Below are 13,716 nucleotides of genomic sequence, written 5' to 3' on the forward strand. Positions count from 1 at the left end.
AATACTAATTCAAAGATTAGTATTAACTTGCTCAACGATTACAGATGATAGTCAAACAAATTTATTTTTACAGTATCGGTGCGTAGTTTATCTACCGATAGATTACGATCTGAACGTTAGAGAGTTATGAAAAAAGTATTCGCGTTATTGATGTTTTTCTGTGCATTGACATTCAACACAGCACAGTTATTTGCACAAGATGAAGCAGCAACAGAAGAGGCTGCTACAGAAACAGAAGAAGTAGCAGCAGTTGAAGAAGTTTCAGCAGTTACTGAAGTTTCTTCTGACGATGTAGAAGGTGTTGCTGAAGAGGCAACTTACACACAAGCAGTGAAGCAAAAGTTCATTGAAGGTGGTTGGGAATTTATGGGAGCAGTATTGATTACTCTTATCCTAGGTTTAGCAATCGCTATTGAGCGTGTGATTACATTAACTTTATCAACTACTAATACTAAGAAGTTGATGGCTAAAGTTGATGAGGCGTTATCTTCAGGTGGTGTTGATTCTGCATTAGAAGTAACTAAAGCAACTCGTGGTCCAGTAGCTTCAATCTTTACACAAGGTTTGATGAGAGCTTCTGAAGGCGTTGACATGGTTGAGAAATCAGTTGTTGCTTACGGTTCAGTAGAAATGGGTAAATTGGAAAGAGGATTACCTTGGATCTCATTGTTTATCGCATTGGCACCAATGTTAGGTTTCATGGGTACGGTAATCGGTATGATCGGTGCATTCGACGCAATCGAAGCAGCTGGTGATATCTCTCCTTCACTTGTAGCAGGTGGTATTAAAGTAGCCCTTCTTACAACTGTAGCAGGTCTAATCGTAGGTGTGATCCTTCAAATTTTCTACAACTACTGTGTATCTACTATCGACGGTATCGTATTAGATATGGAAGATGCTTCTGTATCATTAATCGATATGTTAGTAAAACACGAAGTAGCTGCTAAATAAGTAGCACCTATTTACAAACAGTAAATAGTATTTGTAGAACTTTAGAAAAAACACAATTATGAACGGTGAAGCTATATTTACAGAATATTTGCTACCTTTCACAGGATTTTTGATTATTGCGGCATTAGTGTTAACTGTAGTAGGTTTCATTATGTCAATCGCAACAGATCCTAAATCAGCTATCGTTGTAGTTATTGCACTTGCTGGTTTGGTAGTACTATATTTCATCGGCGTATCTTTAGCAGATAGCGAAGTAATTATCGCAGGTAGAGACATGTCAAAATTTAATGTTGATGCACTAATCTCTCAGAGAATTGGTGGCGTATTAAATATGACATACTACATGTTCGGTATTGCAATCGTTGCTATTGTAGTCGATTTTATTCAAAGAATTGTCAAAACATTCGGATAAGCTATGTTAAAGAAGAAGCCTAAAGAAGCACCAGAAATCAATGGTGGTGCAATGGCGGATATCGCCTTCCTTTTACTTATCTTCTTCTTGGTGGCGACAACGATTGCATCTGACAAGGGTGTAACAGTAATGTTACCTCCAAAGGCAGAAAAGACAGATGTGAAAGTTAAAGAACGTAACGTTTTCAATATTATCATCAACTCACAAGACATGATCTTGGCTCAAGAAGAGCAAATCAACGATCTTGGTCACATGAGAGAAATGGTAAAGAAATTCGTTCTTAACCAAGGAAAAGATTCCAAATCATCTGAGTCACCTGAAAAGGCAATTATTTCATTAAAAACTGACCGTGGTACATCATATGATATGTACATCTCGGTAGTAGATGAATTAAAGCTTGCGTATGCAGAAATGCGTGCAGCAGCAGTTGGGTTGCCTTTAGAAGATTTCCAGAATCTGGATAAAGATAAACCAGCTCAGAAGGAAAAGCTTGATAAAGCTAAGGATTTGATTCCTTACAAAGTATCAGATGCTGAACCAACTGAGATATAAAATTAGTATTCCATAAAACGCCACATTCAAAGGTGTGGCGTTTATTAAAAATACTTTGCTATGGCAACGTTTAAGAAAAAAACAAAAACGAAGCAGGACATCCCTACTTCAGCCTTGCCAGATATTATTTTCATGCTTTTGTTCTTCTTTATGATTGCAACGACTTTCCGTGAGTCTGAGCTTTTAGTAAAGAACTCTCTGCCACAAGCATCTGAGTTAACAAAACTTGAGAAGAAATCATTAGTGTCTTACATCTATATCGGTGAACCAACTGATAAGAAAAACGGTACTGAAGCTCGTATTCAGGTGAACGATGTACTTATCTCTACAGATCAGATCGTTCAACACGTTATTTCTGAGAAAGACAAACTAGGTGAGGATGGTAATAAAATTACTATGTCATTAAAAATTGACAAAGAAGCTAAAATGGGTATCATTTCTGATGTTCGTCAAGAATTAAGAGAGGCGAATGCATTGAAAGTGAACTATGCAGCTAACAAAAAATTACGTTTAGACTAATTTTTTGAAGTCAATTCTAAAAAGGTCATGCCGTAAAGGTTTGACCTTTTTTTTATGTCCTAAATTCAGTAATTTTTCTTCTCACTCTTCATCATCTATTATTTGCTATGAAAAATGGAATTATCCTTCTGGGAAGCTCAAATTCATCTGGCTATACCTATCAATTATCTAAATTGATTGCCGATAAGTTCGATTATCCTATCATCGATTTAAAGCAATATTCTATCCTGCCTTTTGATTATCAATTCGAAAATCAGGAGGATGATTTTATCAAGGTATTTGATGAAGTATTGAAATATGATCATATAGTCATTGCAACACCTGTTTATTGGTATAGTATGTCTGGCATTATGAAAACGTTTTTTGATCGCCTGACGGATGGATTAATCATTCATAAAGACAAAGGAAGGCTGCTTAGAGGAAAAACCATGTCGGTGATTTCTACAGGTACTGATGAGAATGTGGTCGATTACTTTTTTAAACCCTTTAAATCTTCTGCAGATTATTTAGGAATGAGGTTTAAATGGTGCGTCTATGTGAGTTCCAAAAATGGAATAAAGTTGACTGTGGAGGATATAAAAGACTTGAAATAAAAAAGGGAGTTGTATCATCAACCAAGGTGTTAACGCCTAGCTTGATGATACAGCTCCCTTTTAATTTGATATCAAATCGATATCAAGAAATATTTATTTTACTAGAACCAAAGCAGAAACAGCATCAACAACTGGAGATGAAGTTGATTTAATACCTTTAGCATCCGCTTTCTTACCATCAACTAAAATTTTCCAATTTCCTTTTTCGATGAATTTAGCAATGTTCTTCGCTTTCTTACCCGAGTTGAATACAACAACAATGTCATTGGAAGTTTCACCATTAGGCTGACCTGAAATAGTGTAACCGATGATGTGATCGTCTTTGAAATCAATAAACTTCAGATGCTTTTGAATCATCTCTGTTGATGTCATTCTAAACGCAGGATGTGCTTTTCTAACATCAATTAATCCTTGATAATATTGGAAGACGTCTTTATTCTCTACTTTCCAATCGTAATCCAAACGGTTTACAGCGTCCGGCTTGTTGTATGAGTTGTGCTCGCCGCCTTTAGTACGCATCATTTCAGCGCCTGAGTGGATGAAAGGAATACCTTGAGAAGTTAACACGATGGCCGAAGTTAATTTATGCATCTTCTTGATATCTGCTTCAGAAGCTTTTGGCTGAGATACCTTCAGCTTGTCGTATAATGTATGATTATCGTGACAAGAAACATAAGTAACTGTTTGATCTGGCTCAGGAGCCCAAGGAGCTTTAGAGTAGTTGATCTTGCTATAATCAATTTGATCGTGTTGCGTAGAACCTACGATACCGAATTTAATAGCATCGTTCAATTTAGTACTCCCTTGAACATATCCGATTTCATCATCATAGAAAACAGATCCTTTTAAAGCATCACGGATATCGTCTGAGAATGCAGCCACACCCTTCATTTTTGGCGTATTAGCTTTAATTGCTCTCTGATCAATAGGAAGTGGAGAATCGTTGGCCGTCCAACCCTCACCATAAATAATGATCGATGGATCTACTTCTTCTTTTAATCTTTTAGCGATTTCGTTCATTGTAGTCACATCATGAATACCCATCAAGTCGAAACGGAAACCGTCTAAGTGGTATTCTTTCGCCCAGTACAATACCGATTCCACCATGTATTTTCTCATCATTGCACGATCAGAAGCGGTTTCGTTACCACAAGCAGAAGCGTCTGAGTAGCCACCTTCTTTATTTTGTCTGTAGTAGTAACCCGGAACTTCTAATGAGAAGTTAGAATCATCACCACTAAATGTATGATTGTACACAACATCTAGAACTACACGAATACCTTTTTTGTGAAGTGCTTGAACCATTTCTTTGAATTCCTTGATTCTAACCGCACCATCATGTGGGTTGGTAGAATAAGAACCTTCTGGAACATTGTAGTTTTGTGGATCGTAACCCCAGTTGTATTGAGGCATGTCTAATTTAGTTTCATCCACTGTCTTGTAATCATAAGAAGGTAATAAGTGAACGTGAGTAACTCCTAGTTCTTCTATATGATCAATACCTGTTTTTACACCCTTAGGGCTTTTTGTACCCGTTTCTGTAAGTCCAATAAACTTACCTTTATTCTTGATGCCTGAGTTTTCAGAAATAGAAATGTCTCTTACGTGGATTTCATATAAGATTGCATCCGTTAAGTTCTTTAAAGCAGGACGCTTATCTTGATCCCAACCTTGAGGATCTGTAGAAGCTAAATCAACGACCTGTCCTCTCATACCGTTTGCACCCACTGCCACTGCATAAGTACCTGGAGTTTCTGCTAACGTTTTTTCTTCAGTTGTGACTTGATACGTATAGTATTTACCTTTTAAATCGCCGTCTATGTTCGCAAACCAAGTTCCTTTCACAGATGGCTTCATTTCAACAGTCTTAGTTGCTGAACCTTCTAAGTCTTGATCGTAAAATTTTAAAGTAACTGTTTTGGCAATTGGAGACCACATTCTAAATGTAGTATTCGATGGTGAGTAAACTACGCCAAGTTTACCGTTATAAGCTGGATATTTGTTATACACTTTTTTGTCAAAATCATTATGCCCATCCGCTTGTTCAGATGGAGAACAAGAAAATAGCATACTAGTTAAACTAAACAGGATAACAGCAATTGTGAATTTGTTTCTTTTCATATTTATTGACTAGATTATTTTTCAGGCTTATTATTGAATCCTTTTCATTCAATGTTGATGTTCCTTTTTTATACAAAGGGTAAATAACAATTGATTTCAGTACTTAATTTCATTTCTTTTTGATTAATAATCAACACTTGTTCACTAAAGTTTAAAACGGAACCGATTGCAAATTGTGAAATACATTTTTTTAGTATTCTAAAGAGATAATTTGATGAAAAAATAAGAGGATTTTTAGTTATTCATACTGTTGAAATATAGCATCAAATAATTCATTAAATATTGATGCTGATTTAAAATTAAACACCCATTCAAATACTAAATTTCGGTAGAACTATTAGGAGTAAAAAACTGTCTTAAATGAGAGGATTATTTGATATTTATTTTGATTGAAGTGATCTTTTAAAATTTTATCAAGTGTTCAAAATTTAACACTTAAAAGTAGGGTGTTCAAAATTTAACACAGTGTATTTTAAATTTGTCATCGAAAAAATAAATTCATTAAAAAAGTGTCAATAAAATACTGATATGCTTGAATTTATCATTTTAAAATATCAAGTTTGATCCATCATAAAAATTAAATGAAAGGAAAAATTAAACATATCACCCCTAAATTTAGGATGAATATCACCTTATTTTTTGATAAGATGGAGGCCGGTATGTACCCTGCTTTTTATCGACGATCATGAAGGTAGTTCTCAACTTTTTACAGTTATAAAATCCTAAGTAGATCTTTTAAGTTTTTAGATAAAAAGAAAAAACACTATTTTCATTAATTCCCTTTTAGGGCCGAACAATGACTATTAAGAATACCATTCAAGAGATGAAACATATATCGAGCTTCAGCATTGTGGAAGCGAGTTTAGAAGAGCATAAAGAATATGCTAAAGATATCTGTTTTCAGATAGAAGAGTCTGCAAAGGCGAGAGGAACCGGTATTGCCAAAAGATCAGTAGATTATATAGAAAATAAATTTGCGGAAGGTAAAGGAGTGATTGCGATAGCAGATGACGGAACTTTTGCAGGATTTTGTTATATCGAATCGTGGGGACACAATAAATATGTGGCCAACTCTGGTTTGATTGTCAATCCACAATTTAGAGGTACTGGCTTAGCGAAGGCAATTAAGAAAAAGGCTTTTCAGCTATCTAGAAAGAAATATCCTGAAGCCAAGTTATTTGGTTTAACAACCTCATTACCTGTAATGAGAATCAATAGTGAATTGGGCTACCGTCCGGTCACTTTTTCTGAGTTAACAGACGACGAGCAATTCTGGAAAGGTTGTCAGTCTTGTGTAAACTACGATATCCTTCAACGCACTTTCAGAAAGCACTGTTTGTGTACAGGGATGATTTTCGATCCTAAAGACCCGAGATATAAATCGGCAATGGACTCGAATCAACAATAAAGAATAAGAAATTAACAACAAATAAAAGAAAAAGATCTATGAGTAAGAAAGTGGTTTTAGCCTTCAGTGGTGGTTTGGATACAACATACTGTGTGAAATATCTTTCAGAGGAAAGAGGGCTAGAGGTGCATACCGCTATCGTTCAAACAGGAGGTTTTTCTGATGACGAATTAAAAGAGATTGAAGAAAAAGCATTTAAACTAGGTGTGGCTTCTCATATCACTTTAGATCAAACAGAAACTTTCTATGAGCAATGTGTGAAATATTTAGTGTACGGTAATGCTTTACGTTACAATACTTACCCTCTAAGTGTAAGTGCTGAACGTGTATTCCAAGCATTGGCAATTGCTGAATATGCAAAGAAAATTGGAGCAGATAGTATCGCTCATGGATCTACAGGTGCAGGTAACGATCAAATCCGTTTTGATATGGCATTTAAGATCATCTGTCCTGAAGCAGAAATTATTACGCCAATTAGAGATAATCAGTTATCGAGACAAGACGAAATCGATTTCTTGATTTCTAAAGGTGTGGAAGGCGATTGGGAAAAATCGATGTACTCGATCAACCAAGGTCTTTGGGGTACTTCAGTAGGTGGTAAAGAAACATTGGGTTCTAGATTATCACTTCCAGAGGAAGCTTACCCAACGCAAGTTACAGAGACTATCCCTAAGAAATTAAGCTTGACGTTCGAAAAAGGTGAATTAGTAGGTATCGATGGTAAGATCTACGATAAGCCTGTTCAAGCGATTCAAGAATTAAATAAAATAGCTTCTCCTTATGGTATTGGTAGAGACATCCACGTGGGTGATACTATCATTGGTATTAAAGGAAGAGTAGGATTTGAAGCAGCAGCCCCGGTGTTAACCATCAAGGCACACCACCTATTAGAGAAGCACACACTTACAAAGTGGCAATTGTATTGGAAAGAGCAATTGGGTAACTACTATGGTATGTTAACGCACGAAGGTCAGTGGATCGATCCTGTAATGCGTAACATCGAGAAATTCTTAGAAGATACTCAATCTCATGTGACAGGTGAAGTATTCGTGACATTATTCCCTTACCGTTTCGAATTGGAAGGTATTGAGTCGAAATTCGATTTGATGAACCCTGAATTCGGTGCATATGGTGAAATGAACAATGCATGGACAGGTGAAGATGCTAGAGGTTTTGCCACCATTTTAGCGAATCAGAACATGATCTTTGGTAAAGTGAAAGAAGCTGCCGAAGAGACTGTATCAGAATAATATTTAAACCTGATAACTTGAATTGGTATGACACTAAGGGTGCGGAATTTCTTCTGCATCCTTTTTTATCGAACCAATTTGATACAACCTAAAAGTGGAACCTTGAAATCCACATCAAAAAGAAACAACAAACTTATAGTATAAAGAAATCATGAAAGTTGGAATTATTGGCGGCGCCGGCATGACAGGCGGTGAATTATTAAGAGTAGTGTTAAATCACCCAGAAGTGGATATTGCTTATGTTCATAGCCGATCGCAAGTAGGTAAACCACTTCATGCAGTTCATAAAGACTTATATGGCGAAAGCGACATCACTTTTACGGGTGAAATTGGAGCAGCAGACGTTGTTTTCTTGTGCTTGGGCCACGGTGAGTCGGTGAAATTCTTAGAAGACAATTCATTCCCATCATCAACAGTAATCATCGATTTAAGTCAAGACTTTAGATTAGGTGAGGGGATTGTAGAAAATAGATCAATGCAATTGGGAGATCGTGAGTTCATTTACGGTTTACCTGAGATGCAAAAAGAGAAAATTAAGTCAGCAAAAAACATTGCCAATCCTGGCTGTTTTGCGACTGCCATTCAAATAGCTTTATTACCACTGGCTGACGCTCAGAAGTTGAACAATGAAGTACATATAAGTGCGATTACAGGTTCGACTGGTGCCGGTGTAAAGCTTATGGCAAGTACTGCGTTTACTTGGAGAACAAGTAACATCTCACATTATAAAGCCTTTCAACATCAGCATTTATTAGAAATTGGTCAGAGTCTAAATCAATTGCAAAATGGTTTCGACCACAAGATCAACTTCATTCCTTACAGAGGTAACTTCACAAGAGGAATTTTAGCTTCTTGTTATTTAAAATCAGATTTATCTCAAGAAGAAGCGGTAAAACTTTTCAAAGATTATTATGCTGATGCTGCATTCACTCGCGTTTTAGATGGTCCTTTAGATTTGAAACAAGTAGTGAACACCAACAGAGGTTTTATCAGCATCGAAAAACACGATGATACATTGTTGATTACCTCAGCAATTGATAACTTACTGAAAGGAGCTGTTGGACAAGCTGTTCAGAACATGAACTTGATTTTCGGATTGGACGAGAAGACAGGTTTGAACCTTAAACCAATGGCATTCTAAAACTCAAAAATCACTATAATGGCAAATTTATTTGATGTATATCCCTTATTTGATATCACTCCCGTAAAAGGTGAAGATGTTTGGGTATATGATGAAAAAGGCGAAAAATATCTAGACTTGTATGGTGGTCATGCCGTGATTTCGATCGGACATACCCACCCACATTATAAAAAACAACTATCTGATCAGTTAGAAAATTTGGTATTCTATTCTAACTCTATTCAGAATCCACTTCAAAAAGAATTAGCATCTAAATTAGGTGAAGCAAGTTGTTATCACGATTGGAATTTATTCTTATGTAATTCTGGAGCAGAGGCCAACGAAAATGCATTCAAATTGGCTTCATTCTACAATAAGAAAACGAAGATCATTTCTTTCACAAAAGGATTTCACGGAAGAACATCTTTAGCCGTTGCGGCTACAGATAACAAGAATATTGTGGCACCATGTAACGCAGTTCACGATACTTTAATCCTTCCATTTAACGATGTAGAAGCTTTAAAAGAGGCTTTTGCTCAACACGAAATCTGTGCAGTTGTAGTAGAAGGTATCCAAGGTATTGGAGGTATTTACGAACCAACAGTAGAATTCATGCAAACGATTAGAACTTTATGTGATGATCAAAATGCAGTTTTCATTGCCGATGAGATCCAATCAGGATACGGGCGATCAGGTAGATTCTTCGCACATCAGTGGTATGATGTTATTCCTGATGTGGTGACGATGGCCAAAGGAATGGGGAATGGATTCCCCATCGGTGGCGTATTCATCTCTCCTAAGTTCGAAGCAGCCTACGGTATGTTGGGGACAACATTTGGAGGAAATCACTTAGCCTGTGCAGCTGGTATTGCCGTACTAGACGTCTTGAAAGACGAAAACCTTATCGAAAAATCGGTAGTAGTAGGAGAGTGGTTAGTGGAGCAATTGAACTCAAATCCTGCCATCAAAGAAATTCGTGGAAAAGGATTGATGCTAGGTATCGAGTTAAATGAAGCGGTGGCACCTTTAAGAAAGAAATTATTGTTTGATCATAAGATCTTCACGGGGGCATCATCAAATAAAAACACGGTACGTTTATTACCACCACTTACATTAACGAAAGAGCAAGCACAATTATTTGTGGATGCTTTCGAAGCAGTAACTAAAGAAATCGCATAAATCCCACTATAGAAAATGGAAAAATTTTTATCTGTAAACGATGTTCAGGATGTAAATGAAATCGTTGAAAGTGCATTAAAGATAAAAGCCAACCCTGAAGCCTACGGGGATGTTGGAAAAAATAAAATGTTGGGTCTATTGTTCTTCAACCCAAGTTTAAGAACAAGATTAAGTACACAACGTGCCGCTCGTCATTTAGGAATGGACGTGATGGTGATGAACATTGATAAAGACGGTTGGAAAATCGAAACTGAAGAAGGTGTAATCATGGACAGTGATAAAGCAGAGCATTTAAAAGATGCTGCTGCCGTAATCAGTCAATATTGTGATATCATCGGTGTGCGTTCTTTCCCTAACCTTCAAAATAAAGAGGAAGATTATTCTGATTCAATCATGAAAGATTTTGTGAAGTATGCAAAATCTCCGATTGTATCCTTAGAATCAGCTACTCGCCACCCACTACAATCTCTAGCAGATTTGGTAACCATCAGAGAAAATTCTGATAAACCAAAAAAGAAAGTAGTACTTACTTGGGCTCCTCACCCAAGAGCATTACCTCAAGCGGTACCTAATTCATTCGCTGAGTGGATGAACGCTGCTGATGATGTAGAATTAGTCATTACTGCACCTGAAGGTTACGAATTGGATCCTGAGTTTGTTGGTGAGGCAACTTTCACTACCAACCAAGACGAAGCTTTAAAAGGAGCCGACTTTGTTTATGCCAAAAACTGGTCATCTACAAAAGAATACGGTAAAGTGGTTTGCAAGGACAACTCTTGGCAAATTACAGAAGAGAAAATGGCTTTAACCGACAATGGTAAATTCATGCACTGTCTTCCAATCCGTAGAAACGTAGTGGCTAGCGACGCTGTATTGGATAGCGAAAACTCTCTTATCTTAGAGGAAGCGAATAATAGGACGTTTGCAGCTGCGGCGGTGTTGAATGAAATGCTTGAGGCAGAAGACTAGGGTGAACTAAGGAACGAAGAAACTAAGGAACTAAGGAACTAAGTTGAGCTTTTTATTTCTAGATATGATACTGATAAAGTAAGAAGTAAAAGGTAAGAGGTAAAGGTGAGATTAGTTTATTTTCTGATCGTATCAAAAGCCCAGGAATTCATTCCTGGGGCTGATGGAATTTAGAAGACATACACACACAATGACGTTGCAACCCAACGTCATTGTTTTATTTAGAAATTAATAAAACAAACAACCTGATGAAAATATCAGTCATAAAAGTTGGTGGCAACATCATTAACGACGAGCAAGCTTTAGCTAGTTTTCTGGATCAGTTTTCTGCTTTGGAAGGACCAAAAGTATTGGTACACGGTGGTGGCAAATTAGCTACAGCAATGGCCAAGCGTTTGGGTATCGAACCAAAAATGGTAGATGGAAGGCGTGTTACCGATGCAGATACTTTAGAAGTGGTAACGATGGTATATGGTGGATTAGTAAACAAGAATATTGTTGCTAAACTTCAAGCCAAAGGAACAAATGCAATTGGGTTAACAGGTGCTGATGCCAACATCATAGAATCTGATAAAAGAACAGGTTGGGAGATCGATTTTGGTTTTGTAGGTGATGTGCGTAAAGCCAATGCTTCTCCAATTATCGGTTTACTAGAACAAGGAATCACTCCTGTAGTAGCACCTTTAACTCATAATGGCGAAGGTCAGTTACTCAATACCAATGCAGACACAATGGCACAGGCAACCGCTGTGGCTTTAGGTCAGGCAGGACACGAAGTATCGCTTAGATACTGTTTCGAAAAAGCAGGTGTTCTTTTGGATATCAACGATGATAATTCATTAGTTCCAGTATTGAACCCTCAAAAGTTCGAAGAGTTCAAAGCAGAAGGAGTCGTTGCCGATGGCATGCTTCCAAAACTAAAAAATGCATTTGATGCTATCGATGCATCCGTAACCGAAGTATGGTTAGGGAAAGTGGAAGGGTTGCTTTCGAAGGAGCCTGTGGGGACGAAGATTGTAGGTAGTTAAGGTAGGAGTTAGGAAGTAGGAGTTGCTGAGTTTATGCTCGTTTGGAACTAAGGAACTAAGGAACTAAGGAACTAAGGAACGAAGATATTGTATCAAAAGCCCAGGAATTTATTCCTGGGGATGCATAGGTTGAGGTAAGAAGTAAGAGGTAAGAGGTAAGAAGTAAATAATTAATCAAATTATATTATCGATGTTGCCACATTTACGAGACGGTGAAACCTCTCCTATTCCTCAATAATAGAGCTTAACTTTATAATGATTGATCTATATAATGAAACTCTAAGTTTACCACTCTTCTCCAACGAGGGGTGCAACCCCTCGACAACGGACCGATCACAATATATATTTGGTAAGGTGGTACTATCACATGACAACGAACCCGATTACAAGTGGTCCGCTCCTCATAACGCGGGCACGAGTCAGGAGACTCGCGCTAGTTAAAAAAACTCCTAACTCCTACCTTCTAACTCCTAATTCCTACCTCCTAACTCCTAATTATTTCATATCTTGATAGTAAATCAATTAAAACAAGATGAAACATACTGAATTAGTAGAAAAAGCGACTGCATTATTAAAGCAAATGATTGCGACAGAATCTTTAAGTAGAGAAGAAGATGATGTGGCAGAAATTGTTGCTCGCTTTTTTATTGAAAATGAAGTAGAAATACATCAATATAAAAATAATATTTTGGCTCAGAATGTACATTTTGATGAGGAGAAGGAGACCATTCTTCTGAACTCTCATATTGATACAGTAAAGCCCAATAAGGATTGGACCTTAAATCCTTTTGAACCAAAGGTAATCGATGATAAACTTTATGGTTTGGGGAGTAATGATGCAGGAGGGTGTTTGGTTAGTTTAATCGCGACCTTCCTTTATTTTTATAAGAGGGACGACCTTCCTTTTAACTTAGTGATTTGTGCCTCTGCAGAAGAAGAGGTATCAGGTAAAGAAGGGATTGCTGATGTTTGGGATCAATTGCCTAAGATTGATTTTGCTATTGTTGGTGAACCTACTTTGATGCAAATGGCAGTGGCCGAAAAAGGGCTGATGGTTTTGGATTGTGTTGCTGAAGGAGAATCGGGTCATGCTGCTAGGAATGAAGGAGTAAATGCAATTTACAAAGCCATTAAAGATATTGATTGGTTTAGAAATTATCAGTTCCCGAAGACATCGCCTACTTTGGGGCCAATTAAGATGTCGGTAACAGTAATTGATGCTGGAACGCAACATAATGTGGTGCCCTCAGAATGTAAGTTTGTAGTCGATGTAAGAACAACAGATGCTTACTCTAACTTGGAAACCTTAGAGATTATCAAAAAGGAAGTGGGAAGTACGGTGACCCCAAGATCAACTCGATTAAATCCGTCGGGTGCACCTATGGATCATCCGGTAATTAAGGCAGGGTTGAACCTGCAAAAAGAAACTTATGGCTCTCCAACTTTATCAGATCAAGCTTTAATGCCCATTCCTTCATTAAAAATGGGACCTGGCGACTCCGCAAGATCACATACTGCGGATGAATTCATATATTTGTCTGAGATTGCTCAAGGCGTTGAAGGATACATCAAAGTCTTAGAAGGAGCAATCATTATTTACCGTCAATAAAGTGA

At 37.3% G+C, this 13,716-nt stretch carries 13 protein-coding genes; 12 read left to right on the plus strand and 1 reads right to left on the minus strand.

The window, feature by feature from the left end; translation table 11 throughout:
- Nucleotides 1-126 precede the first annotated feature (126 nt).
- The 5 genes from KMW28_RS05845 to KMW28_RS05865 all read left to right on the plus strand — a co-directional run bounded on the left by KMW28_RS05845 (nt 127) and on the right by KMW28_RS05865 (nt 3,027).
- On the plus strand, nt 127-951 hold the full coding sequence (locus KMW28_RS05845) for a MotA/TolQ/ExbB proton channel family protein (protein WP_066209380.1): 825 nt from the start codon (nt 127-129) through the stop codon (nt 949-951).
- Nucleotides 952-1,039: 88 nt separating this feature from the next.
- A complete protein-coding gene (locus KMW28_RS05850; RefSeq protein WP_215585810.1) occupies nt 1,040-1,363 on the plus strand; it encodes a hypothetical protein in 324 nt (107 codons plus the stop codon).
- 3 nt (nt 1,364-1,366) lie between these two features.
- A complete protein-coding gene (locus KMW28_RS05855) occupies nt 1,367-1,915 on the plus strand; it encodes an ExbD/TolR family protein (protein ID WP_066209376.1) in 549 nt (182 codons plus the stop codon).
- 60 nt (nt 1,916-1,975) lie between these two features.
- Nucleotides 1,976-2,434, plus strand: coding sequence for an ExbD/TolR family protein (locus tag KMW28_RS05860; RefSeq protein ID WP_066209375.1), 459 nt, complete (start codon nt 1,976-1,978; stop codon nt 2,432-2,434).
- A 107-nt stretch (nt 2,435-2,541) separates the two neighbouring features.
- Complete coding sequence (locus KMW28_RS05865) at nt 2,542-3,027, plus strand: flavodoxin family protein (protein WP_169664201.1); 486 nt, start codon at nt 2,542-2,544, stop codon at nt 3,025-3,027.
- 93 nt (nt 3,028-3,120) lie between these two features.
- Here the strand turns inward: KMW28_RS05865 and pulA are convergent, their stop codons facing one another.
- Nucleotides 3,121-5,148: a type I pullulanase gene (gene pulA / locus KMW28_RS05870; protein WP_169664200.1), complete on the minus strand. Its 2,028-nt coding sequence runs from the start codon at nt 5,146-5,148 to the stop codon at nt 3,121-3,123.
- A 796-nt stretch (nt 5,149-5,944) separates the two neighbouring features.
- Here pulA and KMW28_RS05875 point away from each other — a divergent pair.
- From KMW28_RS05875 to KMW28_RS05905, 7 genes are all read left to right on the plus strand, one after another.
- A complete protein-coding gene (locus KMW28_RS05875) occupies nt 5,945-6,556 on the plus strand; it encodes a GNAT family N-acetyltransferase (protein WP_240972726.1) in 612 nt (203 codons plus the stop codon).
- 38 nt (nt 6,557-6,594) lie between these two features.
- Nucleotides 6,595-7,806 (plus strand): argininosuccinate synthase, encoded by a 1,212-nt coding sequence (gene argG, locus KMW28_RS05880; RefSeq protein ID WP_169664199.1) that lies wholly within the window; start codon nt 6,595-6,597, stop codon nt 7,804-7,806.
- Nucleotides 7,807-7,957: 151 nt separating this feature from the next.
- Entirely contained in the window at nt 7,958-8,947 is a 990-nt protein-coding gene (gene argC, locus KMW28_RS05885) for an N-acetyl-gamma-glutamyl-phosphate reductase (protein ID WP_169664198.1), read from the plus strand.
- An 18-nt stretch (nt 8,948-8,965) separates the two neighbouring features.
- A complete protein-coding gene (locus tag KMW28_RS05890) occupies nt 8,966-10,105 on the plus strand; it encodes an aspartate aminotransferase family protein (protein WP_169664197.1) in 1,140 nt (379 codons plus the stop codon).
- 15 nt (nt 10,106-10,120) lie between these two features.
- Nucleotides 10,121-11,074 carry an N-acetylornithine carbamoyltransferase gene (locus KMW28_RS05895; protein ID WP_169664196.1) on the plus strand — a complete coding sequence of 318 codons (954 nt, stop codon included), beginning with the start codon at nt 10,121-10,123 and terminating at the stop codon, nt 11,072-11,074.
- A 248-nt stretch (nt 11,075-11,322) separates the two neighbouring features.
- Nucleotides 11,323-12,102 carry an acetylglutamate kinase gene (gene argB / locus KMW28_RS05900; RefSeq protein ID WP_169664195.1) on the plus strand — a complete coding sequence of 260 codons (780 nt, stop codon included), beginning with the start codon at nt 11,323-11,325 and terminating at the stop codon, nt 12,100-12,102.
- Nucleotides 12,103-12,634: 532 nt separating this feature from the next.
- Nucleotides 12,635-13,711 carry a M20 family metallo-hydrolase gene (locus tag KMW28_RS05905; protein WP_169664194.1) on the plus strand — a complete coding sequence of 359 codons (1,077 nt, stop codon included), beginning with the start codon at nt 12,635-12,637 and terminating at the stop codon, nt 13,709-13,711.
- The last annotated feature ends 5 nt before the right edge of the window (nt 13,712-13,716 follow it).

Source organism: Flammeovirga yaeyamensis, from assembly GCF_018736045.1.
Taxonomy (GTDB): domain Bacteria; phylum Bacteroidota; class Bacteroidia; order Cytophagales; family Flammeovirgaceae; genus Flammeovirga; species Flammeovirga yaeyamensis.

What these genes read in the sequence shown, in the direction of transcription:
- KMW28_RS05845 (WP_066209380.1), top strand. Translation starts at nt 127, where the DNA reads ATGAAAAAAGTATTCGCGTTATTGATGTTTTTCTGTGCATTGACATTC.
- KMW28_RS05855 (WP_066209376.1), top strand. Translation starts at nt 1,367, where the DNA reads ATGTTAAAGAAGAAGCCTAAAGAAGCACCAGAAATCAATGGTGGTGCA.
- KMW28_RS05860 (WP_066209375.1), top strand. Translation starts at nt 1,976, where the DNA reads ATGGCAACGTTTAAGAAAAAAACAAAAACGAAGCAGGACATCCCTACT.
- KMW28_RS05865 (WP_169664201.1), top strand. Translation starts at nt 2,542, where the DNA reads ATGAAAAATGGAATTATCCTTCTGGGAAGCTCAAATTCATCTGGCTAT.
- pulA (WP_169664200.1), bottom strand. Translation starts at nt 5,148, where the DNA reads ATGAAAAGAAACAAATTCACAATTGCTGTTATCCTGTTTAGTTTAACT.
- KMW28_RS05875 (WP_240972726.1), top strand. Translation starts at nt 5,945, where the DNA reads ATGACTATTAAGAATACCATTCAAGAGATGAAACATATATCGAGCTTC.
- argG (WP_169664199.1), top strand. Translation starts at nt 6,595, where the DNA reads ATGAGTAAGAAAGTGGTTTTAGCCTTCAGTGGTGGTTTGGATACAACA.
- argC (WP_169664198.1), top strand. Translation starts at nt 7,958, where the DNA reads ATGAAAGTTGGAATTATTGGCGGCGCCGGCATGACAGGCGGTGAATTA.
- KMW28_RS05890 (WP_169664197.1), top strand. Translation starts at nt 8,966, where the DNA reads ATGGCAAATTTATTTGATGTATATCCCTTATTTGATATCACTCCCGTA.
- KMW28_RS05895 (WP_169664196.1), top strand. Translation starts at nt 10,121, where the DNA reads ATGGAAAAATTTTTATCTGTAAACGATGTTCAGGATGTAAATGAAATC.
- argB (WP_169664195.1), top strand. Translation starts at nt 11,323, where the DNA reads ATGAAAATATCAGTCATAAAAGTTGGTGGCAACATCATTAACGACGAG.
- KMW28_RS05905 (WP_169664194.1), top strand. Translation starts at nt 12,635, where the DNA reads ATGAAACATACTGAATTAGTAGAAAAAGCGACTGCATTATTAAAGCAA.